Genomic DNA, 25,613 nt, shown 5'->3' on the forward strand with positions numbered 1-25,613 from the left:
ATGCTCGTGTGCGAGCGCCGGGTCTTCGTCGATCAGCCGGGACGCCATCGCCAGGTGGCGAGCGACGTGCTCGGCGTTCTCCTTGCTCAGGGTCTTGAGCTCGTTTCGAGCAGACGCATGCAGGTCGCGTGCGGTGACATCATCGGGGATCTGCGGCTCATCGAACCGGGGCCGCTCGTTCGCAGCCTGGGTCGGACGCTCCCGACCCGTCCCCCGCGCTGCGGGAAGGAACGCGAACGATCGCGGTCACCGCCCTCGCGACGCGGGGCACCACCATCACGGTTGTAGCCGCCTTCGCGACGAGGGGCACCACCATCACGGTTGTAGCCGCCTTCGCGACGCGGGGCACCACCATCACGGTTGTACCCACCTTCACGGCGGGGGGCGCTACCGGAGTCGCGGTTGTAGCCGCCTTCGCGACGCGGGGCACCACCATCACGGTTGTACCCACCTTCACGGCGGGGGGCGCTACCGGAGTCGCGGTTGTAGCCGCCTTCGCGACGAGGAGCACCACCATCACGGTTGTACCCGCCTTCACGACGCGGGGCACCACCATCGCGGTTATAGCCGCCTTCACGACGCGGGGCACCACCGGAGTCGCGGTTGTACCCACCCTCACGACGAGGGGCACCACCATCACGGCTATAGCCGCCTTCACGACGCGGGGCACCACCATCACGGTTGTACCCACCTTCGCGACGAGGGGCACCACCGTCACGGTTGTACCCACCCTCACGACGAGGGGCACCACCATCACGGTTGTACCCACCCTCACGACGAGGGGCACCACCATCACGGTTATAGCCGCCTTCACGACGAGGGGCACCACCATCACGGTTGTACCCACCTTCACGACGCGGGGCGCCACCGGAGTCGCGGTTGTAGCCACCCTCACGACGCGGGGCACCACCATCGCGGTTGTAGCCGCCTTCACGACGCGGGGCACCACCATCGCGGTTATAGCCGCCTTCACGACGAGGGGCACCACCGTCGCGGTTGTAGCCGCCTTCGCGACGCGGGGCGCCACCGGAGTCGCGGTTGTACCCACCCTCACGACGAGGAGCACCACCATCACGGTTATACCCACCCTCACGACGAGGGGCGTTGCCATCGCGACTGCGCTCGGGGCGACCGCCAGAAGGTCGGTTACCGCGCGATCCACTGTCGTCGTTGCGACGCGGACGGCGCTCTTCCTCTTCCGGCATGATGCTCCCTGTTCTTTTCGTAAAACGCAAAATGGCCACCCAGCGTTGGGTGGCCATTTTGTTTAAAAGGAGTCCGGCGGTGTCCTACTCTCCCACAGGGTCCCCCCTGCAGTACCATCGGCGCTGTGAGGCTTAGCTTCCGGGTTCGGAATGTAACCGGGCGTTTCCCTCACGCTATGGCCGCCGAAACACTATTGATGTTTCAATCAAACACATAACAAAGTCATTGTTGTTATGCGGTTCTCGACCGTACATCGAGAACCACTCAGTGGACGCGTAGCACCAACAAACGGTGTGTTATCAAGTCATCGGCTTATTAGTACCAGTCAGCTGCATGCATTACTGCACTTCCACATCTGGCCTATCAACCCAGTAGTCTGGCTGGGAGCCTCTCACCCGAAGGTATGGAAGTCTCATCTTGAGGCCGGCTTCCCGCTTAGATGCTTTCAGCGGTTATCCATCCCGAACGTAGCTAATCAGCGGTGCTCCTGGCGGAACAACTGACACACCAGAGGTTCGTCCAACCCGGTCCTCTCGTACTAGGGTCAGATCCTCTCAAACTTCCTACGCGCGCAGCGGATAGGGACCGAACTGTCTCACGACGTTCTAAACCCAGCTCGCGTACCGCTTTAATGGGCGAACAGCCCAACCCTTGGGACCTACTCCAGCCCCAGGATGCGACGAGCCGACATCGAGGTGCCAAACCATGCCGTCGATATGGACTCTTGGGCAAGATCAGCCTGTTATCCCCGAGGTACCTTTTATCCGTTGAGCGACAGCGCTTCCACAAGCCACTGCCGGATCACTAGTCCCGACTTTCGTCCCTGCTCGACCTGTCAGTCTCACAGTCAAGCTCCCTTGTGCACTTACACTCGACACCTGATTGCCAACCAGGTTGAGGGAACCTTTGGGCGCCTCCGTTACTTTTTGGGAGGCAACCGCCCCAGTTAAACTACCCACCAGGCACTGTCCCTGAACCGGATTACGGTTCGAAGTTAGATATCCAGAGTGACCAGAGTGGTATTTCAACAATGACTCCACACGAACTGGCGTCCATGCTTCAAAGTCTCCCACCTATCCTACACAAGCCACACCGAACACCAATACCAAGCTGTAGTAAAGGTCACGGGGTCTTTCCGTCCTGCTGCGCGTAACGAGCATCTTTACTCGTAATGCAATTTCGCCGAGTTCGCGGTTGAGACAGTTGGGAAGTCGTTACGCCATTCGTGCAGGTCGGAACTTACCCGACAAGGAATTTCGCTACCTTAGGATGGTTATAGTTACCACCGCCGTTTACTGGGGCTTAAATTCTCAGCTTCGCCTTGCGGCTAACCGGTCCTCTTAACCTTCCAGCACCGGGCAGGCGTCAGTCCGTATACATCGTCTTGCGACTTGGCACGGACCTGTGTTTTTAGTAAACAGTCGCTACCCACTAGTCTCTGCGGCCTCCAAACGCTTTCGGGAGTAAATCCCTATACGCCGAAGGCCCCCCTTCTCCCGAAGTTACGGGGGCATTTTGCCGAGTTCCTTAACCACGATTCTCTCGATCTCCTTGGTATTCTCTACCTGACCACCTGAGTCGGTTTGGGGTACGGGCGGCTAGAACCTCGCGTCGATGCTTTTCTTGGCAGCATAGGATCACCCACTTTTTATCCGCATCGTGTCTCAGCCTCAATGAATCGCGGATTTGCCTACGACTCGGCCTACGCACTTGCACCAGGACAACCATCGCCTGGCTTGGGCTACCTTCCTGCGTCACACCTGTTAATACGCTAACCGCACCAGAATGGGGTCGTGCGCTAGGCCCAGAGCGTCACCCCGAAGGGATCAGTCACTGGGATTCAGACACTTAGCACTACTGGATTAGCTTGGGCGGTTCTTCGCCGGTACGGGAATATCAACCCGTTGTCCATCGACTACGCCTGTCGGCCTCGCCTTAGGTCCCGACTTACCCAGGGAAGATTAGCTTGACCCTGGAACCCTTGGTCTTTCGGAGGACGTGTTTCTCACACGTCATTCGCTACTCATGCCTGCATTCTCACTCGTGTAGCCTCCACGGCTGGTTTACACCGCCGCTTCGCTGGCCACACGACGCTCTCCTACCCATCAACACGGCTGGACCACGAAGGCCTACCAATAATGTCAATGCCACAACTTCGGTGGCGTGCTTGAGCCCCGTTACATTGTCGGCGCGGAATCACTTGACCAGTGAGCTATTACGCACTCTTTCAAGGGTGGCTGCTTCTAAGCCAACCTCCTGGTTGTCACAGCAACTCCACATCCTTTCCCACTTAGCACGCGCTTTGGGACCTTAGTTGGTGGTCTGGGTTGTTTCCCTCTCGACTATGAAGCTTATCCCCCACAGTCTCACTGCTGCGCTCTCACTTACCGGCATTCGGAGTTTGGCTGACGTCAGTAACCTTGTAGGGCCCATCGGCCATCCAGTAGCTCTACCTCCGGCAAGAAACACGCAACGCTGCACCTAAATGCATTTCGGAGAGAACCAGCTATCACGAAGTTTGATTGGCCTTTCACCCCTATCCACAGCTCATCCCCTCAGTTTTCAACCTAAGTGGGTTCGGTCCTCCACGACGTCTTACCGTCGCTTCAACCTGGCCATGGATAGATCACTTCGCTTCGGGTCTAGGACATGCGACTGAATCGCCCTATTCAGACTCGCTTTCGCTACGGCTACCCCACACGGGTTAACCTCGCCACATATCGCTAACTCGCAGGCTCATTCTTCAAAAGGCACGCTGTCACCCCTACTAAGGAGGCTCCAACGGTTTGTAAGCAAACGGTTTCAGGTACTATTTCACTCCCCTCCCGGGGTACTTTTCACCTTTCCCTCACGGTACTTGTCCGCTATCGGTCATCTGGGAGTATTTAGGCTTATCAGGTGGTCCTGACAGATTCACACGGGATTTCACGGGCCCCGTGCTACTTGGGATACTCTTCGCGCCAAGAGAAGCATTTCGACTACGGGGTTGGCACCCTCTATGACCGGCCTTTCAAGACCGTTCGTCTATACCTTCTTGTAACGCCGCCACCTCGGCAGAGATGACTGAAAAGTCCCACAACCCCCAACGTGCAACGCCTGCCGGCTATCACACACGCTAGGTTTAGCCTGATCCGGTTTCGCTCGCCACTACTAACGGAATCGCGGTTGCTTTCTCTTCCTGTGGGTACTGAGATGTTTCACTTCCCCACGTTCCCTCTACCCGCCCTATATATTCAGGCGGGAGTCACTAGGTCGGCACGCCGCCCAGCGGGGTTTCCCCATTCGGACACCCTCGGATCAAAACTTGCTTATCAGTTCCCCGAGGCTTATCGCAGATTGCTACGTCCTTCTTCGGCTCCAGATGCCAAGGCATCCACCGTTTGCTCTTAAAGACTTGAAATCACATGAGTTTGAATCAGAATCGACTCCAGACTCGAAAGCCTGGAATGAAATTGACTAATGATCTTTAAGATCATCTTGTGCAACAACCCGAAGGCTGTTGCAAGATGCTCGCGTCCACTGTGTAGTTCTCAAAGTACGGGCGGTACCCCTCACCGCTTCCCCACCGGGGAAACAACGAAAGGCCCAGAGCAACCGACTGTGCACTCGACCCGAAGGCCAGTGCGCATCCGGTCCCTCAGGACCCAACAGCGTGCAAGTGCGACATCCGCCACCCTCCCCGTTCCAACCACCGAAGCGGCGTACTGGAGAAGAACAACATCCTTCACACCATGTCAAATGTTCCACCCATGAGCTCCCAGCGAAGAACATGTGCCTTCGATCTGGGTTCTGGACACCCGAAAGTGTCAGATGCTCCTTAGAAAGGAGGTGATCCAGCCGCACCTTCCGGTACGGCTACCTTGTTACGACTTAGTCCTAATTACCGATCCCACCTTCGACGGCTCCCTCCACAAGGGTTAGGCCACCGGCTTCAGGTGTTACCGACTTTCATGACTTGACGGGCGGTGTGTACAAGACCCGGGAACGTATTCACCGCAGCGTTGCTGATCTGCGATTACTAGCGACTCCGACTTCATGAGGTCGAGTTGCAGACCTCAATCCGAACTGGGACCGGCTTTTTGGGATTCGCTCCACCTCGCGGTATTGCAGCCCTTTGTACCGGCCATTGTAGCATGCGTGAAGCCCAAGACATAAGGGGCATGATGATTTGACGTCATCCCCACCTTCCTCCGAGTTGACCCCGGCAGTATCCCATGAGTTCCCACCATTACGTGCTGGCAACATAGAACGAGGGTTGCGCTCGTTGCGGGACTTAACCCAACATCTCACGACACGAGCTGACGACAACCATGCACCACCTGTTTACGAGTGTCCAAAGAGTTGACCATTTCTGGCCCGTTCTCGTATATGTCAAGCCTTGGTAAGGTTCTTCGCGTTGCATCGAATTAATCCGCATGCTCCGCCGCTTGTGCGGGTCCCCGTCAATTCCTTTGAGTTTTAGCCTTGCGGCCGTACTCCCCAGGCGGGGAACTTAATGCGTTAGCTGCGTCACGGAATCCGTGGAATGGACCCCACAACTAGTTCCCAACGTTTACGGGGTGGACTACCAGGGTATCTAAGCCTGTTTGCTCCCCACCCTTTCGCTCCTCAGCGTCAGTTACGGCCCAGAGATCTGCCTTCGCCATCGGTGTTCCTCCTGATATCTGCGCATTCCACCGCTACACCAGGAATTCCAATCTCCCCTACCGCACTCTAGTCTGCCCGTACCCACTGCAGGCCCGAGGTTGAGCCTCGGGATTTCACAGCAGACGCGACAAACCGCCTACGAGCTCTTTACGCCCAATAATTCCGGATAACGCTTGCGCCCTACGTATTACCGCGGCTGCTGGCACGTAGTTAGCCGGCGCTTTTTCTGCAGGTACCGTCACTTTCGCTTCTTCCCTGCTAAAAGAGGTTTACAACCCGAAGGCCGTCATCCCTCACGCGGCGTTGCTGCATCAGGCTTGCGCCCATTGTGCAATATTCCCCACTGCTGCCTCCCGTAGGAGTCTGGGCCGTGTCTCAGTCCCAGTGTGGCCGGTCACCCTCTCAGGCCGGCTACCCGTCGACGCCTTGGTGAGCCATTACCTCACCAACAAGCTGATAGGCCGCGAGCCCATCCCCAACCGAAATTCTTTCCAGACGCAGACCATGCGATCACGTCACATATCCAGTATTAGACGCCGTTTCCAGCGCTTATCCCAGAGTCAGGGGCAGGTTGCTCACGTGTTACTCACCCGTTCGCCACTGATCCCACAGAGCAAGCTCCGTGTTCACCGTTCGACTTGCATGTGTTAAGCACGCCGCCAGCGTTCATCCTGAGCCAGGATCAAACTCTCCGTAAAAAAGAAATGCATACCCCACCGGGAAAACGGTGACGCAGCGAGTTTGATGCTGACCAAAGAGACAAATTCATTGCTGACTTCATCCAATGCCAACCCCCCGAAAGGGATTGGTCTTTGATCCAAAGGAATTCTCACCCCCACCGAAGTGGAGACGAGGATAATTTGGCATTTGACAAGTGCACGCTGTTGAGTTCTCAAGGATCGGATGCTCCCACGACCCAGCCATCACAGCCAGGCCCGCAGGGCAACTTCTCTATCTTAGCCACCCTGTCTCGCTTGTCAAATCGACGCGCCCGGCGAATCAGTGATCCGCTGCGCAGCCTTTGACAGCCGCAGAAGGGGTGGATCTCCCATCCTAGACGCAAGCGTCTGATCTCTCAAGAGAGAAGGATGTGTGGGAGTGGTTCTCCGCTTGAGGGGGGTGAAGCTCTCGGCTCCTCCGCTTCCCTGTGGGGCGAACAAGTAATAAGTTACGTGGATTCCAGGGTTCTGGCAAATCGGGCCACACCCCCCGGGCGTGTCGCGCCCGACCTGCTTGCGGTTTCGGCCGGATCAGCGCAGGTTTCCGGCGGAGTCACGGCGCGGAGTACGATCGCGCCATGCCGTCGATCCCCCGCGCACCCTCCCCCGCTCGACGACCGGGCGCATCCGTGCTCGCTCGTGTCCTCGGCGAGATCGGACTCCCGGTCCAGGGGGCGACCGCGGACCGCGGGCACCGCGTCCCCCTCCCCTCACGCCTCGCCACCGGTGAGCTGGCCTGGGCCTGCGTCACGTCCGCACAGGTCGCCGCTGGCCGGACGCCCGACACGATCGACCCGCATCGCGTCGCCGTCGCCTACCGCAGCGACAGGTATCTCCAGATCGGTGGTGCCGCTCCCCGGTGTGGTCGCCCTACTCGGGGTTCTGGCGCACGGACGACGGTTGGATCCGCACCCACGGCAACTACCCTCACCACGCAGCGGCTCTGCTCCGTGGTCTGCAGCTCGCCCCCGACGCCGATGCCGACGCCGTACGCGCCGCGCTCGAGCAACGGACCGAGTCGGATGCCCTCTCCGCGATCACGACGGCCGGTGGACTCGCGGTCGCCGTTCGGGCCGAGCGTCCGGATGAGGACCGCGCGCTGAGGGACACTCCGGTCCTCGACATCGTCCGGTTCCCCGGCCGGGTTCGTCCGCCACGGCGCATTCCCGAGGACCAGCCCCACCTCCCCTGCGGGGCGTGCGTGTTCTCGATCTGACGAGGGTCATCGCCGGACCGGTCTGCACACACTCTCGCCCTCCTTGGCGCGGACGTGCTGCGCATCGACCCCCCGCGACTGCCGGAGCCGGAGTGGCAGCATCTCGACACAGGACAGGGAAAGCGCTCCGCGGTGCTCGATGCCCATGCTTCGCGGATCCACGAATTGCTCGGCGAGGCCGACGCTGTCGTGCTCGGGTATCGTCCCGCCGCACTCGCTCGGCTCGGACTGGATCCGGATGACCTCGCTCTCCGATACCCCGGCATGGTGATCGCACAGCTCAGCGCGTGGGGCGCGGAGCACCCCGATCGGGCGGGCTTCGACAGCCTCGTGCAGGCGGAGTCCGGCATCGCGCTCATCGAATTGCGGGACGCGGAGACACCCGGCGTCCTTCCCGCGCAGGCACTCGACCACAGTGCCGGGTATCTCCTCGCCGCGGCTGTCACGGCGCTCCTACAGCGCCGCGCCGTCGAGGGCGGAACGTGGCGTGTCCGCACCTCGCTGCGCCGGGTCGCGGCGGAGCTCCTGGGCATGCCTCGCATCCGGGAGCCCGAACCTGAGACCGCGTTCGATGCGCGCCCCCACCTCGTGCACTTCGTCGTCGACGGGCGCGAGGTCGTCACCGCGAAGCCGGCGCTGAGCGGCTTCGACTTCGCCGCGCCGCGTTCATGGGGCCGGGATCAGCCCGTCTGGTGACGTCCGCCGCGCACCGATACCACGACGCACAGCACGAGAGTCAACGCACCCCAGAGCGCGCACGCCGGGGAAGCACGCGGTAGGCGAGGTGTTGGACGGTGAACTGCGCATCCAGCGGTCCGAGCACCACGAGTCCCCAGACCCAGGCGCCGACGAGGATCACCGGCAGCGACACCCACCACGCCACGCGCACGACGCCGGGGAGCGATTGCTCGATGTCGGTCCGCGCGGGTCGGCCGCGCAGCCAGATCAGCGAGTACACGCCGATCACGGCGAGGCCGATGACGCTCGATCCGTGCTGGAGCCACTTGAATCCGGGCACCGGGCCCCACATCGCGTCGAGTCCGGGGAAAAGCTCCACCCCCCACCGGCCCTCATGCGTGAAGAGGTCCCAGACGATGTGCGAGAGCACTCCGAGCAGCAGCGATACCGCGAGGAGAACCGGGTACGAGCGCTTCGCCCCCACCCCGACAGCTTTTCCGGCCGCGATCATCCCCCGGTCGTCCCATTCCGTGGGCAGCAGGCGCGCGAGCCACGCCGGCGACAGGTCGGGGACGGCAGGGCGCAGCACGACGCGCCACAGCACGAACAGCACGAACGCCCCCAGCGCGGTCCAGACGACGTTGCCGAAGGTGTGGGTGAACGCGTAGTTCAGACCCACCCCGCGGAGGAACAGAGGCAGGTCCGGCGTCATGGCTCCGATCGCGATCGCCGCAGGCACCAGGGGTGTGCGGACGAACGGCAGCGCGACGACCGCGTGGCTCGGAGTGAAGGGCATGCCGCTGACGACTCAGGCGAGGAAGACGCCGGCGAGGGTCTTCTTGCCTCGACGGAGTACAGAGACTCCGCCCGGCAGGGTCCCTCGGATCGTGGCGGAATCGTCTTCGACGCGTTCTCCGTCGAGAGTGACGCCGCCCTGGCCGATCGCGCGTCGGGCTTCGGACAGGCTCGCCACGAGACCCGTGGCGACGAGCGCCTCGACCACCGGAGCATCGGCCGCGACCGTCGCGTTCGGCAACTCCTCCAGCGCCGTGCGGAGCGTGTCCGCATCGAGTGCCGTGAGGTCTCCCTGACCGAACAGCGCCTCGGACGCCGCGATCACGGCCGCCGTCGCCTCGATACCGTGCACCGTCGCGACGACCTCGAGCGCGAGGCGCTTCTGGGCTGCACGACGGAACGGCTCGGTCTCTACGAGCTGGGCGTACTCCTCGATCTCGGCGCGACTCAGGAAGGTGAAGACCTTCAAGCGCTCGATCACGTCGTTGTCTGCCGTGCTGAGCCAGAACTGGTACATCCGGTACGGGCTGCACATCTCGGCGTCGAGCCAGATCGCGTTGCCTTCGCTCTTGCCGAACTTCGTCCCATCGCTGTTGGTGATCAACGGCGTGCCGATCGCATGCACCGAGGCGCCCTCCGCACGTCGGATGAGGTCCGTGCCGCTGGTGAGGTTGCCCCACTGATCGGAGCCCCCGGTCTGCAGCACGCAGTCGTACTGGCGGTACAGCTCGAGGTAGTCCATGCCTTGCAGGATCTGGTAGCTGAACTCGGTGTAGCTGATGCCCTCGTCGGAGTTCAGCCGCGCCGCCACCGCGTCTTTCTTGAGCATCGTGCCGACCCGGAAGTACTTGCCGATGTCCCGCAGGAAGTCAATCGCGCTGAGGGGCGCCGTCCAGTCGAGGTTGTTGACGATGCGGGCCGCGTTCTCGCCCTCGAAGCTGAGGTAGCGCTCGACCTGGCCGCGTAGCCGGTCGACCCACTCCGCGACCGTCTCGCGGGTGTTCAGCGTGCGTTCCGCCGTGGGGCGAGGATCGCCGATGAGTCCCGTGGAGCCGCCGACCAGGCCGAGCGGCTTGTGCCCGGCCAGCTGGATGCGGCGCAACGTCAGCAGCTGCACCAGGTTCCCCAGATGCAGGCTCGGCGCCGTCGGGTCGAACCCGCAGTAATACGTGATGGGGTCTCCCGCGAGCAGGGCGCGCAGCGCCTCCTGGTCGGTGGACACGTGGACGAGGCCGCGCCATACGAGTTCGTCCCACACGTTCTCGAACGTGGGGTCGATCGCCGGGGTCGCGGTCGTCAGAGCGGGAGTTGACACGCGCTCCAGGCTATCAGCGCGCGAACGCCGCTCCCGCCTCACGCTGGTGCGTCGAGCTCGTCCCGTTCCTCGGCGGTGAGCTCGATATTCGCCGTGTCGAGGGCGAGGTCCAGCTGGGCGAGCGTGCTGCCGCCGAGGATAGGACGGATGCCTTGCGCGAGCAGCCATGCCAGAACGATCTGACCGCGCTGCACACCACGCCGATCGGCGACCCGAGTGAGTGCCGCGAGTCGCTGTTCCGTTCCCGGGTGCTCGTACACGTCGGGGACGGACTTGGCCGCGTTGTCGTACGCACCGGACAGCAGGGGCGTGTACGCCCAGGTCTCCATCCCGTTCGCGGCGGCGAAGTCGCGCTGCTCGTCGCTCAGCACCCCGAACGGGTGGATCACCCCGGGCGGCCGCGTGCCGGGGCGGACCCGCAGATACGTGCTGTTCAGCTGGAAGGCGTCGATCGGGATGCTGCGGATCGACGCGGCATGCGCGCGTGCCCGCTCGATCCGCCACGCCGGGTGGTTGGATGCGCCGACGCGTCGGACGGCCCCGCTCGAGGTCAGCGCCGCGAGGCCGTCGACCGTCTGCTCGATCGGCACGGCGCGGTTCTCCTGGTGGAGCCAGAGGAGATCGACGGCGTCGACGCCGAGACGTTCGAGGCTGCCCTCGACCGCCTGACGGATCGCGCGCGGCGAGAGTCCGGTGCGGTGCTCGGGCCACGAGCCGGGCCACAGCGGCTCCGCGCCGACCTTGGTGGAGAGGCGCACGTGGCTGCGGATGCCGGGACGCGCGGCGAGCCAGCGACCGATCACCGCCTCTGACGCCCCTCCGTGCCCGGTGTCACTCGCCCAGAAGCTGTAGCAATCCGCGGTGTCGATCCACACGCCGCCGCGTTCGACGAAACGATCCAGCAGGGCGAACGAGACGTCTTCGTCGACCAGCGTCCCGAAGGACATGGCGCCGAGGACGATGGGGGAAACAGAGGTGTTCTGAACGGTCATGGGTTCAGCCTGCAACCTGGAGCGCACTCCAGGTCAAGACCTAGGATCGACGCCATGACCACCTACACCCCCGCGGAGACGGCGGCACGCTCCGGATTCAGCATCGACACACTGCGCTACTACGAGCGCGAGGGAATCCTTCCGGCGGTTCCGCGCACGGCGGGCGGGCATCGCGCCTATACAGACGCCGAGCTCGGTCTGCTGGAGTTCCTCAAGTGCCTGCGGGAGACGGGCATGCCGGTGGAACGACTGCGCCGCTACGGTCAGCTCTGCCGGAGTGAAGACACGATCCCCGAGCGGATCGCCCTGTTGGAGGAGCACGCCGAGACCGTGGAGCGTCAGCTGGCCGAGGTGCTCGCGCAGCAGCGCCGGCTCGCGGAGAAGCTGACCTGGTACCGCGAGCAGCTCGACTGATTCAGCTGTGCGCGGCCCACCACACGAGGAAGGCGGCGCCGAGCGCGATCACCCAGCTCACGAGACTCCCGACGAGGAAGTACTCGGCTCTGGCACCCGTCTCGCCGTCTCGGGAGATCTCCGGGAACCGCACGATGCCCTTCGCCGCGAGCATCGCGGCCAGCACGGGATACGCGGCGGCGAGCGTGAGGATCATGACCAGTATGCGCTCCAACGGTCCGATGAGGCGGCCTCCCTTGAATCCGTTCCGAGGGTCGGCCCGCGGCGTGCTGGCGGCGTCCGTCGGTGCGGTGTCGAGCCCGGCAGCAGGCTCGGCAGGTGCGGGATCGGTGGACGGCTGCGCGGCGGGCTGCGCGGGATCGGCAGGACGCCAGGTGTGCTCGCCGTCGAGCGCGGCGCGCACGACGAGGTTCGACGACTCCAGGAGGAACACCGCTGCACCGAGCGCGAGTACGGCGAGGTCGAACTCCACCACGCCGAACGGTGAGCGCAGGCTCCACAGTTCGCCGATGAGCCCGGCTTCCGGCCGAGCTCCGGCCCACAGGACGGACCCGACGCTCACCGCCGCGAGGACGACCGCCGGCCAGAATCCGGCACGCGACGGTCCCTCGTCCGGCATGCTCCAGACCCAGAGGACACCGACCGCGAGCCCGAGGAGCGCCGCGAGCAACGCGTCGCCGCCGATGCCGAGGAGGATGACGACGGCCGCGGCTGCGACATACCCGATCCATCGTCGGGGGACGAACTGACGCACGAGGTCGGCGGCTCCGATGGCGAGCAGGATGAATCCGGCGACGATCATGCCTTCTGCCCCCTCAGCGCGTCGAGGCCCTCGAGGAGGGCGGCGGCTCCGGCGCTGCGCAGGGACTTCGAGACACTCGGCTGAGAGATCTGCTCCTGCGCAGCGAGCTCCTGCTGAGACCGACCGACCGCTCGACCGTAGGTGAGGCGCCGCTCGCGGGCGCTCATCGCGCCGACCAGCTCGTCTCGGACGAGCAGATAGGCGTTGGATGCGGCGACGGTGGTCTCCATGACCTCATCCTGCCCCGGAGCACCGACAATCCAGGTGCGGGTCCGCGGAACGGCGCGTTGCTCGCGGGAGTGGACGGTCTCGATCGCCGCCCGTGCGGCATACCAGCCGGGTCCGTCGGCGAGTTCGCCGTGCACCGACTCGACCGCGGTGACCTTCCCGATGCCGAGACCGAATCGGAAGGCGATCCCGTCCGGCAGCCGCAGCTGGATCATCAGGAGCGAGGTGAGTGCGTCAGGGAGGGCACGGTAGACGGCCTGCTGCTCGTCTCCTACCGTGGGCGTGAGCGGGTGCACCGCGAGGGGGAGGTCGTGCTCGACCTGCGCGATGGTCTCGTCGAGGATCCGTTGAGCTGCTCCGCGATCGCTCAGTTCGCGGGATCCGACGATGTCGGCGATGACGGCGATGACCATGCGATAACCTTATCACGAATATCGCTGAGTTATGCCGTATATGGTTATGGATAGGAAATATGCCTGAATCGCGCATGATCCCGTGGGCAGACGGGACCTGGACCCACGCCCCCGCAGCCGTCACCGTCGCCCAACACCTGGATGCGACCGCGGCCGAAGGAAGCGACGCCTGGCGACACACCGCCTACGGGTTCGTGCACGACTCCGCACACGCGCTCCTCGCGACGCTCCGGGTGGGCGAGGCGATGGAGGTGTCGTTCCGCGCCCCCTGGGACGGTCAGTTCGACCAGGCGGGCGTCTTCGTCCGCATCGACGACGAGCACTGGGTGAAGACCGGTCTGGAGTACGCCGACGACCACCTCGGACTCGGCGCCGTGGTGACCGCCGGAAACTCGGACTGGTCGGTCGGCCAGGTCGACGAGTGGCGTGACAGCGAGATCACCGTGCGGGTGAGCCGGTGGTCGGACGCCCTGATCGTGAGGGCGCGCGCGGACGACGGCGCCTGGAGGCTGGTCAGGGTCGCCCCGTTCGACGGCCAGGCAGCCGCCTCCGCCGGACCGTTCCTGGCCGCACCGACCCGAGCCGGATTGACCGTGCGCTTCACGCGGTGGGAGCGATCCACGGCGGACACCGACCTGCACTGATCCCCGGACCCGGTCGGACGACGATCCCCCGGTCGGACGACGATCCCCGGTCGGACGACGATCCCCGGTCGGACGACGATCCCCGGTCGGACGACGATCCCCCGGTCGGACGACGATCCCCCGGTCGGACGACGATCCCCCGGTCGGACGACGATCCCCCGGGCGGACGACGATCCCCCGAGGAATCTATGGAGATTGTTCGGCGGACCGTCAGGACCTCGGCCAATCGAGCGGGCGAGGACGATTCGCCGAGGGGACGACGACTCGCCGACGGGACGACAGTTCGCCGACGGGACGACAGTCCGCCGACGGGACGACAGTTCGCCGAGAGGACGACAGTTCGCCGAGGAATCCGTGGAGATTCCACGGCGAATCGTCGGGTGGTCCGGGAATCGGCGCCGACGGCTATTGCTGCACAGGGCCGAGCGATCGCCGGGCTGTGCACATGCCCCGGGTCAGAGGTCCGAAGCGGGGTCGGCCGGCTGGCACGGTGGACGGATGCTCTCGCCAACAGACACCATCAGGAGCCTCGGCGGACTCGCCCGAGGCACGCAACTGCGATCTCTCGGATTCACCCGGCAGGCTCTCGCTGGAATGGTGCGACGGGGAGAGATCGATCGCGTCCGGCACGGGGTCTTCGCGGCCGGCCCTCTCGACGAGCAGGTGCGTGCAGCGACGGCACACGGCGGCGCGCTCACGTGCGCGAGCGTATTGCGATCCGCAGGGATCTGGGTGCTCCCTGCAGACGACGGTCCGCATGTCTGGCTCGGACCCGACAACCACGCCCTCGCTCACCCCGGGTGCACCTACCGTTCGCACTATTACCGCGGCCGTCCGCCGCTCGGCTCCGCGACGATCGAGACGGCCCTGCTCCATCTCCGCCGGTGCTGCGGAGACGAAGCCTTCTTCGCCGCGTACGAATCGGCCTGGAGACTGCAGAAACTCTCCACAGCGGCGCGGGCGCGCATCAGGAAGGCTCTGCCCCGCAGCGCGCATTGGTTGGTGGAGCTGGCCAGAGCGGACGCAGACAGCGGCCTGGAGTCGCTTCTCCGCCTACGGCTCCATGTACTGGGCATCCGTCTGCGATGCCAGGTGAGGATCGACGGCGTCGGGAGGGTCGACTTCGTCCTCGGCGATCGCCTGATCCTCGAGGCGGACGGCGAAGAGAACCACGGTTCGACGACACGCAGGCACATCGACCGCATTCGCGACGCCGCGGCCTCACGTCTCGGCTACGAGACCCTCCGGTTCGACTACGCGCAGATCGTCCACGACTGGCCGACAGTGCAGGGTGCTGTGCTGGGCGCCCTGCACAGACTCTCGCGGCCGGCGGCATGACAATCCCCCGACCCGACGACAATCCGCTGACCCGACGACAATCCCCCGACCCGACGACATTCCCCCGACCCGACGACATTCCCCCGACCCGACGACAATCCCCCGACCCGACGACAATCCGCTGACCCGACGACAATCCCCCGAGGAATCCGTGGAGATTCCTCGGGGGATCGTCGGGGCGTCGGCGGATCGTCAGCGCGGAGGTTACAGTCCGAGCGCGTGGGCGGCGGCCTGCGCGCGCGCGACGAGTTCGGCGCGCTGCTCCGCGACGCGGACCGGAGCGGTCCCGCCGACCCCGGTCCGCGAAGCCACGGACCCCTCGATCGTGAGGACTTCGCGCACCTCGGGCACGAGATGCGGCGACACGGACAGCAACAGCTCATCGGAGGCGTCCTCCAGACCGATGCCCTGCTCTTCGCAGGCACGCACGAGCGCGCCCGAGATCTCGTGCGCATCGCGGAACGGCACCCGCCGCTTGACCAACCACTCGGCGACGTCCGTCGCGAGCGAGAAGCCCTGCGGGGCGAGCTCCGCCATCCGCGCCGTGTCGAAACGGAGCGTCGCGATCATCCCGGCGAACGCGGGAAGCACGACCTCGAGGGTCTGCACCGAGTCGAAGACCGGCTCCTTGTCCTCCTGCAGATCACGGTTGTACGCGAGCGGGAGCCCCTTGAGCGTGGCCAGCAGTCCTGAGAGGTTGCCGATCAGGCGCCCCGACTTGCCGCGGGCGAGCTCCGCGATGTCGGGGTTCTTCTTCTGGGGCATGATGCTGGACCCCGTGGAGTAGCCGTCGTCGAGCGTCACGAAGCCGAACTCCCGAGTGTTCCAGAGGATGATCTCCTCGGAGAGCCGCGAGATGTCGACACCGGTCATCGCCGTGATGAACGCGAACTCGGCGACGACATCACGGGCGGCTGTGCCGTCGAGCGAGTTCTCGGCCGGGCGATCGAGGCCCAGCTCGGTCGCGACGAGCGCGGGGTCGAGACCGAGAGTCGAGCCGGCGAGGGCTCCCCCACCGTACGGCGAGACACCGGCGCGGCGACGCCAGTCCACGAGACGTTCGAGCTCGCGCACCAGCGGCCAGCCGTGGGCCTGAAGATGGTGAGCGAGGAGCACGGGCTGCGCGTGCTGCAAGTGGGTGCGGCCGGGCAGGATCGCCTCGGGATGCGCCTCGGCCTGGGCGACCAGCGCATCGATCACGCGCAGGATGTCGCGCGCGATCACCCGAGCGTGGTCGATCAGGTACATCCGCACCAGCGTGGCGATCTGGTCGTTGCGGCTGCGCCCGGCGCGGAGGCGCCCTCCCAGTTCCGGCCCGAGCTCGGCGATCAGCGCCTGCTCCAACGCACCGTGCACATCCTCATCGGTCGGCACGGGGCGCAGGGTTCCGTCCGCCACCGCGCGGGCGACGGCGTCGAGTCCCTCGTGCATCCGCCGCGCCTCATCGGGTTCGAGGTACCCCGCGGCCTCGAGCGCCGTGGCGTGTGCGTGGGAGCCGGCGATGTCGTACGGCGCCAGGATCCAGTCGAAGTGCGTCGACCGGCTGAGCTCGACCAGCTCGGGTGCCGGACCGGTGGCGAAGCGGGCACCCCAGAGCGCGCCCTCGTTCGTGCCTTCGTGGGTCGAGTCGGCCATCACGCGTCCTTCTTGCCGAGGAGCCAGACCAGCAGGGCCTTCTGCGCGTGCAGGCGGTTCTCGGCCTCGTCCCATACGACGCTCTGCGGACCGTCGATGACGCTGGAGTCGACCTCGTAGCCGCGATCCGCGGGCAGGCAGTGGATGAAGATCGCCTCAGGATCGGCGAGAGTCATGGTCTCTGGCGTGACCTTGTAGCCGCCGAGATCGCGGATGCGCGCGATCTTCTCCTCCTCCTTGCCCATCGAGACCCAGGTGTCCGTGACGATCACATCCGCGCCGGCCGCTGCCTCGACCGCGTCGGTGAAGAGCGTGATCGAGCCTCCCGTCTCCGCCGCGCGACGGTCTGCCGCCTCGATCACGTCGGCGCGCGGTGCGTAGTCCTCCGGGGAGGCGATGCGCACATGCATGCCGGCGGTCACACCCGCGAGCGCGTACGAGTGCGCCATATTGCTCTGGCCGTCGCCGAAGAACGTGAGCGTGAGGCCCTTCAGCTCGCCCTTGTGCTCGCGGATCGTGAGCAGGTCGGCCAGCAGCTGACACGGGTGGAAGTCATCGGACAGCGCGTTGACGACCGGGACACGCGTGCCCCGGGCCATCTCCTCGAGCCCGGACTGCGCGTACGTGCGCCACACGATGGCGGCGACCTGGCGCTCCAGCACCCTCGCAGTGTCGGAGGGCGTCTCCTTGCCTCCGAGCTGACTGCTCGCGGTCGAGATGATGAGGGGCGATCCCCCGAGGTCGGCGATGCCCACCGCGAACGACACACGGGTGCGCGTGGAGGACTTGTCGAAGATCACCGCGACCGTCTGCGGACCGGCGAGGCTCTTGTCGGCCCAGCGGTCCTTCTTCAGCTCGAGGGCGAGATCGAGGATCTCCGCCTGTTCGGCGGGGGTGAGGTCGTCGTCACGCAGCAGGTGGCGGGTCATGCGGATACCTTTCCGGCGACAGAGGCCTGGACGTCGGCGAGTGCGGCGGTGAACAGCTCGCGGAACTCGGCGAGCTCGGCGTCGCCGATCGTGAGAGCCGGTGCGATGCGCACGGTCTCGGGGTTGGCGGCGTTGACGATGAGTCCGCGCTCCTGCGCGGCGGCGACGACCGCACCCGCGACGGGCTGCGCGAGCGCGACGCCGACGAGGAGTCCACGCCCGCGCACGCCCTCGATCAGCGGAGAGTCGATGCCGAGCAGGATCTCGCGCAGTTCTGCACCGCGGCGCGCGGCGTTCTCGACGAGTCCTGCGCTCTCGATCTCGGCGAGCACGGCGTCGGCGACGGCCGTGGCCAGCGGGTTGCCGCCGAAGGTCGAACCGTGCGAACCCGGGGTGAAGAGCGCACTGGCCGCTCCGTAGGTGACCAGCGCCCCGATCGGGAAGCCTCCGCCGATGCCCTTCGCGAGGGTGATGGCGTCGGGCGTGATGCCCTCGTGGCTGAAACCGAACCACTGACCCGTGCGCCCGGCTCCGGTCTGGATCTCGTCGACGATCAGCAGCGCCCCGTTCGCGAGGGTGAGCGACCGCGCGGCGGCGAGGTACCCCTCCGGCAGTTCGACGACGCCGGCCTCGCCCTGGATGGGCTCCACGATGACCGCCGCGACGCTGTCGTCGATCGCGGCCTCGAGCGCTTCGATGGTCGCGGGGATGTGCTCGACGCCGCCCGGCATCGGCGCGAACGGCGCGCGCATCGACTCCTTCGCGGTGAGGGCGAGCGAGCCCATGGTGCGTCCGTGGAAGCCGTTCTCCAGCGCGAGGATGCGCGGACGCTCGGAGCCGCCATGCAGACGGGCCAGCTTGAAGGCGGCCTCGTTCGCCTCGGCGCCCGAGTTCGAGAAGAACACACGTCCGTCGATGCCCGCTCCCGCCAGACGCTTGAGCCGCGCGGCGAGCGCGAGCTGAGGGGGCGTCGCGAAGTAGTTCGACACGTGCGCGAGCGTGGCCGCCTGCGTCGACACCGCGGCGACGAAGGCCGGGTGGGCGTGACCGAGCGAGGTGACGGCGATACCGGCGAGGAAGTCGAGGTGGCGTCGGCCGTCGGCATCCCACAGGTACGAGCCCTCACCGCGGACCAGCAGCGCGAGCCGCTCCCCCGCGTTGAGCACGAGATCACGTGCCGCGTCGTCCTGCCAGACGGTCATGCCGTCGCTCCCTTCGCTCCCAGGACCACTTCGGTCCCGATTCCCTTGCTGGTGAACAATTCGACGAGCACCGAGTGCGGCACCCGCCCGTCGATGATGGCGGCCGCGTCGACGCCGCCCTCGACCGCGTCGAGGCACGCGCGCATCTTCGGGATCATTCCCGACTCGAGCGTCGGCAGCATCTCGACGAGCGCCTCCGACGTGAGATGCGACACGAGCGAGTCGCGGTTGGGCCAGTCGGCGTAGAGCCCAGGCACGTCCGTGAGGATCACGAGCTTGCGGGCGTTCAGGGCGACGGCGAGTGCCGCAGCGGCAGCGTCGGCGTTGACGTTCAACGACTGGCCGGGATGGTCGAGGTCCGGCGCGATGCTCGACACCACGGGGATGCGGCCGGAGGCGAGGTGGTCGAGCACGGGTGTCGGATCGACCTCGACGACATCGCCGACCCGGCCGAGATCGACCTCCTCGCCATCGATCATGACTCCGCGACGGCGTCCGCCGAAGAGCCCGGCGTCCTCCCCGCTGAGCCCCGTGGCGATGGGCCCGTGCGAGTTGATCTTCGATACGAGCTGCGGGTTGACCTGTCCGGTGAGCACCATGCGCACGACGCTGATCGCCTCGGTGTTGGTGACGCGGTAGCCGCCCTTGAACTCGCTGGGGATCTCGAGGCGCTCGAGCATGTTCGAGATCTGCGGGCCGCCGCCGTGCACCACCACAGGCTGGACGCCGACGTAGCGGAGGTACGCGATGTCCTGAGCGAACGCCTCCTGCAGCTCGTCCGAGACCATGGCATTCCCGCCGTACTTGACGACGACGATCTGGTCGCGGAACTTCTTCAGCCACGGCAGAGACTCGATCAGCGTCGTCGCCTTCTGCGCGGCGATGTCCGGGGTGGTGTCCTGGATGTCGGTCATGAGGCGTAGGCGCTGTTCTCGTGCACGTAGTCGTGCGTGAGATCGTTCGTGAGGACGGTCGCGGTCGCGTCTCCCGCCCTCAGGTCGATCACCAGGTGCATGGCGCGGGGGGTCAGATCGACCTCTTCGCGCGGACGGTCGGGCCCGCCTCCCGTGCACACACGCACGCCGTTCATCCACACGTCGACGTCGTAGGGGTCGAACTGCGCGTTCGTGGTGCCGATCGCGGCGAGCACTCGCCCCCAGTTCGGGTCGTTGCCGAAGACGGCGGCCTTGAACAGGTTGTTGCGGGCGACCGAGCGTCCGACCTCGACGGCTTCCTGCTCCGACACCGCCTGCTGCACCTCGATCGTGATGTCGTGGCTCGCGCCCTCCGCATCACCCTGCAGTTTCACGGCCAGCTCCTGGCACACCTCGGTGAGGGCCGCGGCGAAGTCGTCCAGATCGGGCACGACCTCGGATGCGCCGTTCGCGAGCAGGGTCACCTGATCGTTCGTGGACATGCAGCCGTCGGAGTCGAGCCGGTCGAAGGTCTTCCCGGTCGCGCGGCGCAGCGCCTCGTCGGCCTGGAGGGGCTCGAGCACGGCGTCGGTCGTGATCACGACGAGCATGGTCGCGAGACCGGGCGCGAGCATCCCCGCGCCCTTGGCCATCCCGCCGATGGTCCAGCCGTCCCGCTGCACGACCGCGGTCTTGGCGACGGTGTCCGTGGTCATGATCGCGTGAGCTGCCGTGTCTCCGCCGTCCGGGCTGAGCTCGGCGATCGCCTGCGCCGTCCCGTCCAGAACCTTGGCGCGGAAGACCTCATCGCCGGTGCCGATGAGTCCCGTGGAGCAGACCAGGACATCGCCCGCGCTGACCCCGAGGAGCTCGGCCGCCTTCTCGGCGGTCTGATGCGTCGTCTGGAACCCGAAGCTCCCGGTGAAGCAGTTCGCACCCCCGGAGTTGAGGACGACGGCCTCGACCACGCGGTCGGCGACGGCCTGCTGCGACCAGATGATCGGGTTCGCCTTGGCGCGGTTGCTCGTGAACACGGCGGCACCGACCTTGCGCGGGCCGCGGTTGACGACGACGGCCACGTCGGGCTTGCCGGTGGACTTGAGTCCTGCGGCCACACCGGCCGCCTCGAATCCTGCGGGGGCGGTGACGCTCACGGGGCGACTCCGTTCACTGAGAGGGCGCGGGTCTCGGGAAGGCCCAGCGCGATGTTCATGGATTGGATGGCAGCGCCGGCGGTGCCCTTGACGAGGTTGTCGACGGCGGTGACGACCGTCACGCGGTTCGCGGCCCGATCGATCGCGAGGCCGATCAAGGCGGTGTTCGCCCCGAGCACGTCGGCCGTGCGGGGAAGCGCCCTTCGGGCAGAATCTGCACGAAGGTCTCGTCGCCGTACGCGGTCTGCCACGCGGCGCGGATCTGTTCATCCGTCGCACCGTCGACGATCGGCGCGCTCGAGGTGGCGAGGATACCCCGCGACATCGGGACCAGCACCGGGGTGAACGAGATGCGGATGCCGTCGGCGTCCGCACCGGATGCCGCGGCGAGCGCTTGGCGGATCTCGGGGATGTGCCGGTGCGTGCCGCCGACCGCGTAGGGGTTGGCCGAGCCGAGGATCTCGCTCGCGAGGAGGTTGGTCTTGAGGCTCTTGCCTGCACCGGAAGGTCCGACAGCCAGGACAGACACGATGTCGGAGGCGTCGATCACCCCGGCGGCGACGCCGGGAGCCAGGCTCAGGCTCACGGTGGACGCGTTGCAGCCCGGTGCTGCGATGCGGGTGGCCGTACGGAGATGCTCGCGCTGCTTCGTCCCTGCCACGAGGAGCTCGGGGACGCCGTAGGTCCACGGCTCATGGAACGCCCCGCCGTAGAACGCCTCCCAGGCGGCGGACGACGTGAGCCGGTGGTCGGCGCCAGCGTCGATCACCAGGGACGTGGCGCCGAGCGCGTCGGTGTACTGCCCGGACTGGCCGTGCGGGAGGGCGAGGAACACGATGTCGTGGCCGGAGAGGGTTTCCGGGGTGGTGTCCTGCAGGGTGAGGTGGGCGAGTGAGCGCAGATGCGGCTGGTGCTCGATGAGCGGCTGACCGGCGTTCGAGTGCGCCGTCACGGTGCGGATCTCGATGTCGGGGTGATCGGCCAGGAGACGGAGGATCTCGCCTCCCGCATAGCCGGATGCGCCGGAGACGGCGACGGAATACGTCATGCTTCTACCTTAACGGTCGGGTCCTTCCGCGAAGGGAGGACCGAGGGCGGGGCCGGAGGCGGCGACACCGGCACTCGACCGCCGCGCATGCGCAGGCAGAAGGGCGGGGTCGCCTAGAGTCGGCGGCCGCGGCGTCGGCGCACAGCGATGACGCTCGGAGCGAGCGTCGAAGGAGCAGTGGCGGCCGAAGGCATGTCGCGACAGTAGCGCGGGCTCGGCCGCCACCGCAAATCCAGAGCGTCATGCGAGGCGATGCGGCTCCATCGGCGCGGCGAAGAAGGCACGCTCGTGCGCGCTCGACGTCGTGAAGGCCCGACGCATGCGCTCCGCGGTGTCGGCACCGCTCGACGACGCGGCCGCTCCCGCATAGGCGATCGCGGTGCGGGTCGCGTCCTCGAAGGCGGGATCCGCGTAGGTCGCGAACCAGGACGCGAAGGGATGCTCCGGATCCCGGGCATACTCTCGAACTCCCCGGCGTGCAGGCGTCGCCCCAGGTCGGTGTAGACCCAGAAGCACGGGAGGACCGCGGCGACGATCTCCGCATAGTCGCCGCCGAACGCGACGGAGCGGAGATGATCGAGGTACGCCGTCGTCGTCGCATCCGGTTCCGCGGTGAAGGTCGCCGGACCCACGCCCTCCGCCGGCGTCAGCCAGGACGCGTGCAGTTCCAGCTCGCCCGCGATCGAGCCGCGCGCGGACTCGGCCCAGAAGGCCTGCTCCGCCGAGGAGGGCGCCAGGCGCGACGCCTCGGCGAGGACACGCGCGTACCCCCGCAGATAGAGCGCATCCTGCGCGAGGTACGACACGAACGGTCGGCGCTCCAGGGTACCGTCGGCGAGTGCGCGGATGAACGGCAGATCGTCGATGTCTGCGCGGATCTCCGCCGTGTCCTGCCACCAGGACGCGACGATGTCGACGGCATCCCCGGTGTCTCCGTGCCGCCGCGTCGCCACAGCCCCGCGAAATGGCTGATCGGTCCGTTGCCTTCGCCGACACGCAGCGACTCCCCTGCCTGGAGCGACTCACGCAGCCAGGACCTGGCGGCGCGGACGGCTTCTTCCGGGGCGTCTCCGCGAGCGAGCCGGGTCGCGACAGCGGACGACAGCGAGCAGCCGGTGCCGTGTGTGTTCCGACTCGGGATGCGGGAGCCCGTGAACTCCCGGCGCAGTCCCCTGCGGGCATCCAGCAGTGCGTCCGGGGCATGCTCCCCGCCGAGGTGGCCGCCCTTGACGAGGACCGCGACCCCGACCTCGTCCGACAGCTGCTCCGCGGCGGACACGGCCTCGGCCCAGTCATCGGTCGCGCGGCCCGACAGCATCGCGAGCTCGGCGAGGTTCGGGGTGATGAGGGTCGCCCGGCTCAACAGCGCTCGCAGTCCCCGCTCGGCATCCGGATCCAGGAGGCGGTCGCCCGAGGTCGCGACCATGACGGGGTCGAGCACGACGACGGGCGGGCGGACGGCATCGAGCCAGGCCGTGACCGTCCGGACCACCGAGGCGTCGGCGAGCATCCCGATCTTCACGGCATCGATCACGACGTCGTCCGACACCGCATCGAGCTGCGAGCGGAGGAAGTCCACCGGTGGCACATGCACCGCCCGCACACCACGGGTGTTCTGCGCGGTGAGCGCCGTCAGGACAGCCATCCCGTATCCGCCGTTCGCCGCGATCGACTTCAGGTCGGCCTGGATGCCCGCACCTCCGGAGGGGTCGCTACCGGCGATGCTCAGCACCCGCGGCACCGACGCGGCGAGCCACCGCTTCCGGAACTCGGCCGCTGCAGCTGCCGGATCCTCGGCGGTGCACAGCGCGGAGACCACGGCGAGCCCGGCGGCTCCGGCAGCGCGGAGAGGCTCCGTGTCGTCGATGTCGACGCCGCCGATGGCCACGCACGGCAGCGGCGAGCGGGCGGCGAACTCCCGGAATCCCTCGACGCCGAGCGGCGCTGGATGGTCCGGCTTGGTGGCTGTGGGGCGGATGACACCGACGCCGAGGTAGTCGATCGTGCCTGCCGGCAGCGCGCGGACCGCCTCGAGGTGGGCGGTGGTGTTCGCGGTGAGACCGATCAGCGCATCCGGCCCCAGAACCTCGCGCGCGGAGCGCAGACGCATCGCTCTGCCCGACGTGGACTCCGTCGACCCTGGCGCCGCGTGCGCGGGCGGCGACGGCGGCATCGAGACGGTCGTTCACCACGAGGAGCGCCCGATCGTCGATGACCTCGGAGAGCGAGAGCAGCTGCTCGACGGTCTCGGCATCCGTCGCGGTCTTGTCCCGCAACTGCACGATGCGCACGCCGCCGTCGACCGCGCGCCGGACGGTCTCGATCACCCCTCGCGCACCGCAGAGGGCGGGATCCGTGACGAGGTAGAGCGACAGGTCGGCGATCACAGCGCGACGACCTCGACGCGCGCGGCCGCCCTGATGTCGTCCGCGGTCACCGCGGCGAGCGCGTCCAACAGTGCGACAGCGAAGCTGCCAGGCCCGGAGGAGGTCGCGGCGGCCCGTTCGGCCGCGATCGTGTAGACGAGACCGGCGGCGGCGACGGCCGTGAGGTCGTCGTGCTCGGTGGCCCTGGCGGCCCCGAGGAAAGCGGCCATGACGGCGCCGAGAGCGCACCCTCCGCCCGTGACCCGCGTCAGGAGCTCATGCCCGTTCGCCACACGCAACGTCCGCGCTCCGTCGGTGATGAGGTCGATCGGCCCCGACACCGCGACCACGGCACCCGTGCGGCGCGCGAGGGCGGCAGCGGCATCGGCTGCGGCCTCCGTGCTGTCCGTGGAGTCCACCCCGCGACCACCGGTGCTGAGTCCCGCGAGGGCGAGGATCTCGGAGGCGTTGCCCCTGACCGCGGCCGGGCGCTGTTCCACGAGCTCGTGCGCGAGCGCCGTGCGCACCGGGAGGGCGCCGATGGCGACGGGGTCGAGCACCCACGGCGTGCCGGATGCCGTGGCACCGGCGACCGCCTCCCGACTCGCGGCGCGCTGTTCCGGGGTGGGCGTCCCCAGATTGATCAACAACCCGGAGGCGACACCCGCGAACGTGCCTGCCTCGTCGACGATGTCGACCATGGCGGGGGCGGCTCCCAGAGCCAGCAGCACGTTGGCGGTGAAGCCCGTGACGACCGTGTTCGTGATGCAGTGGGTCAACGGGGGCGCCGCGCGCAGCACCTCCAACAGTGCGGCAGCCCCGTCGGCGAGGTCGATGGTGGTTTCAGGACGCAGAAGATCGCTCATCGCGACATCCCTTCGCTAGTACGAACTAGATCAGGTTCGACGGGTCTGTTCTCAGCCGCAGGTCGCGGCACCCCGTGTCACTGCTGGCAGTC

18 protein-coding genes, 3 rRNA genes, 3 pseudogenes and 1 riboswitch are annotated in these 25,613 nt (G+C 66.5%); of the genes and pseudogenes, 5 read left to right on the plus strand and 19 right to left on the minus strand.

The genetic code is table 11. The features are described 5' to 3' along the window. Nucleotides 1-157 precede the first annotated feature (157 nt). The 4 genes from K1X59_RS12915 to K1X59_RS12930 form a co-directional block, all read right to left on the minus strand. Nucleotides 158-1,111 carry a hypothetical protein gene (locus K1X59_RS12915; protein ID WP_183150402.1) on the minus strand — a complete coding sequence of 318 codons (954 nt, stop codon included), beginning with the start codon at nt 1,109-1,111 and terminating at the stop codon, nt 158-160. A 165-nt stretch (nt 1,112-1,276) separates the two neighbouring features. Then, nucleotides 1,277-1,393, minus strand: a 5S ribosomal RNA gene (rrf, locus tag K1X59_RS12920). A 108-nt stretch (nt 1,394-1,501) separates the two neighbouring features. Further along, a 23S ribosomal RNA gene (locus tag K1X59_RS12925) occupies nt 1,502-4,606 on the minus strand. Between the two features lie 421 nt (nt 4,607-5,027). Then, nucleotides 5,028-6,551, minus strand: a 16S ribosomal RNA gene (locus tag K1X59_RS12930). Together the 16S, 23S and 5S rRNA genes form the textbook arrangement of a ribosomal RNA operon. 880 nt (nt 6,552-7,431) lie before the next feature. Here K1X59_RS12930 and K1X59_RS21525 point away from each other — a divergent pair. Continuing rightward, complete coding sequence (locus tag K1X59_RS21525; protein WP_244631996.1) at nt 7,432-7,788, plus strand: hypothetical protein; 357 nt, start codon at nt 7,432-7,434, stop codon at nt 7,786-7,788. Nucleotides 7,789-7,842: 54 nt separating this feature from the next. Beyond that, nucleotides 7,843-8,484, plus strand: coding sequence for a CoA transferase (locus K1X59_RS21530; RefSeq protein WP_258566838.1), 642 nt, complete (start codon nt 7,843-7,845; stop codon nt 8,482-8,484). 40 nt (nt 8,485-8,524) lie between these two features. Here the strand turns inward: K1X59_RS21530 and K1X59_RS12940 are convergent, their stop codons facing one another. From K1X59_RS12940 to K1X59_RS12950, 3 genes are read right to left on the minus strand one after another with little or no spacing between them, the layout of a single operon-like run. Beyond that, entirely contained in the window at nt 8,525-9,262 is a 738-nt protein-coding gene (locus K1X59_RS12940; protein WP_244631998.1) for a DUF4184 family protein, read from the minus strand. 12 nt (nt 9,263-9,274) lie between these two features. Further along, nucleotides 9,275-10,576 (minus strand): tyrosine--tRNA ligase, encoded by a 1,302-nt coding sequence (gene tyrS / locus K1X59_RS12945; protein WP_183150403.1) that lies wholly within the window; start codon nt 10,574-10,576, stop codon nt 9,275-9,277. 38 nt (nt 10,577-10,614) lie between these two features. After that, a complete protein-coding gene (locus K1X59_RS12950) occupies nt 10,615-11,568 on the minus strand; it encodes an aldo/keto reductase (protein ID WP_183150404.1) in 954 nt (317 codons plus the stop codon). Nucleotides 11,569-11,622: 54 nt separating this feature from the next. On the opposite strand from K1X59_RS12950, the gene K1X59_RS12955 reads away from it, so the two are divergent. Beyond that, nucleotides 11,623-11,982 (plus strand): MerR family transcriptional regulator, encoded by a 360-nt coding sequence (locus K1X59_RS12955; protein ID WP_183150405.1) that lies wholly within the window; start codon nt 11,623-11,625, stop codon nt 11,980-11,982. Between the two features lies 1 nt (nt 11,983). On the opposite strand, the gene K1X59_RS12960 is transcribed toward K1X59_RS12955, so the two are convergent. Continuing rightward, a complete protein-coding gene (locus K1X59_RS12960; protein WP_183150406.1) occupies nt 11,984-12,784 on the minus strand; it encodes a hypothetical protein in 801 nt (266 codons plus the stop codon). Continuing rightward, nucleotides 12,781-13,425 carry a SatD family protein gene (locus K1X59_RS12965; RefSeq protein WP_220173459.1) on the minus strand — a complete coding sequence of 215 codons (645 nt, stop codon included), beginning with the start codon at nt 13,423-13,425 and terminating at the stop codon, nt 12,781-12,783. Before K1X59_RS12965 ends, K1X59_RS12960 begins: the two co-directional genes overlap by 4 nt. Before the next feature lie 59 nt (nt 13,426-13,484). On the opposite strand from K1X59_RS12965, the gene K1X59_RS12970 reads away from it, so the two are divergent. Together K1X59_RS12970 and K1X59_RS12975 are read left to right on the plus strand one after the other, a co-directional pair. Next, nucleotides 13,485-14,069 carry a DUF1349 domain-containing protein gene (locus K1X59_RS12970; RefSeq protein ID WP_258566839.1) on the plus strand — a complete coding sequence of 195 codons (585 nt, stop codon included), beginning with the start codon at nt 13,485-13,487 and terminating at the stop codon, nt 14,067-14,069. 498 nt (nt 14,070-14,567) lie between these two features. Continuing rightward, nucleotides 14,568-15,407 carry a type IV toxin-antitoxin system AbiEi family antitoxin domain-containing protein gene (locus K1X59_RS12975; RefSeq protein WP_183150407.1) on the plus strand — a complete coding sequence of 280 codons (840 nt, stop codon included), beginning with the start codon at nt 14,568-14,570 and terminating at the stop codon, nt 15,405-15,407. A 204-nt stretch (nt 15,408-15,611) separates the two neighbouring features. Here the strand turns inward: K1X59_RS12975 and argH are convergent, their stop codons facing one another. The 10 genes and pseudogenes from argH to thiM all read right to left on the minus strand — a co-directional run bounded on the left by argH (nt 15,612) and on the right by thiM (nt 25,521). Then, nucleotides 15,612-17,042: an argininosuccinate lyase gene (argH, locus tag K1X59_RS12980; protein WP_220173461.1), complete on the minus strand. Its 1,431-nt coding sequence runs from the start codon at nt 17,040-17,042 to the stop codon at nt 15,612-15,614. Continuing rightward, on the minus strand, nt 17,042-17,971 hold the full coding sequence (gene argF / locus K1X59_RS12985; protein ID WP_183150408.1) for an ornithine carbamoyltransferase: 930 nt from the start codon (nt 17,969-17,971) through the stop codon (nt 17,042-17,044). The genes argH and argF overlap by 1 nt, the downstream gene beginning before the upstream one ends. After that, nucleotides 17,968-19,173, minus strand: a complete 1,206-nt coding sequence (locus tag K1X59_RS12990) for an acetylornithine transaminase (RefSeq protein ID WP_183150409.1) — start codon at nt 19,171-19,173, stop codon at nt 17,968-17,970. The genes argF and K1X59_RS12990 overlap by 4 nt, the downstream gene beginning before the upstream one ends. Then, entirely contained in the window at nt 19,170-20,087 is a 918-nt protein-coding gene (gene argB / locus K1X59_RS12995; RefSeq protein WP_183150410.1) for an acetylglutamate kinase, read from the minus strand. Before argB ends, K1X59_RS12990 begins: the two co-directional genes overlap by 4 nt. Beyond that, nucleotides 20,084-21,241 carry a bifunctional glutamate N-acetyltransferase/amino-acid acetyltransferase ArgJ gene (gene argJ, locus K1X59_RS13000; protein ID WP_183150411.1) on the minus strand — a complete coding sequence of 386 codons (1,158 nt, stop codon included), beginning with the start codon at nt 21,239-21,241 and terminating at the stop codon, nt 20,084-20,086. Before argJ ends, argB begins: the two co-directional genes overlap by 4 nt. Then, nucleotides 21,238-22,289 (minus strand): annotated as a pseudogene (gene argC / locus K1X59_RS13005) (N-acetyl-gamma-glutamyl-phosphate reductase). Before argC ends, argJ begins: the two are co-directional and overlap by 4 nt. Nucleotides 22,290-22,529: 240 nt before the next feature. Continuing rightward, nucleotides 22,530-22,805, minus strand: a complete 276-nt coding sequence (locus tag K1X59_RS21535; RefSeq protein ID WP_258567263.1) for a hypothetical protein — start codon at nt 22,803-22,805, stop codon at nt 22,530-22,532. A gap of 23 nt (nt 22,806-22,828) precedes the next feature. After that, nucleotides 22,829-23,242: pseudogene (locus K1X59_RS22480) on the minus strand (thiamine-phosphate pyrophosphorylase); the annotation flags it as partial. Nucleotides 23,243-23,310: 68 nt separating this feature from the next. Continuing rightward, nucleotides 23,311-24,676: pseudogene (thiD, locus tag K1X59_RS21545) on the minus strand (bifunctional hydroxymethylpyrimidine kinase/phosphomethylpyrimidine kinase); the annotation flags it as partial. Continuing rightward, a complete protein-coding gene (gene thiM, locus K1X59_RS13015) occupies nt 24,673-25,521 on the minus strand; it encodes a hydroxyethylthiazole kinase (RefSeq protein ID WP_183150412.1) in 849 nt (282 codons plus the stop codon). The pseudogene thiD and the gene thiM, both read right to left, overlap by 4 nt. Beyond that, nucleotides 25,512-25,606, minus strand: a riboswitch (TPP riboswitch). (Overlaps the previous gene by 10 nt.) Nucleotides 25,607-25,613 lie beyond the last annotated feature (7 nt).

Origin of the sequence: Microbacterium sp. Se5.02b, from assembly GCF_019464375.1 — a bacterium.
GTDB lineage: Bacteria > Actinomycetota > Actinomycetes > Actinomycetales > Microbacteriaceae > Microbacterium.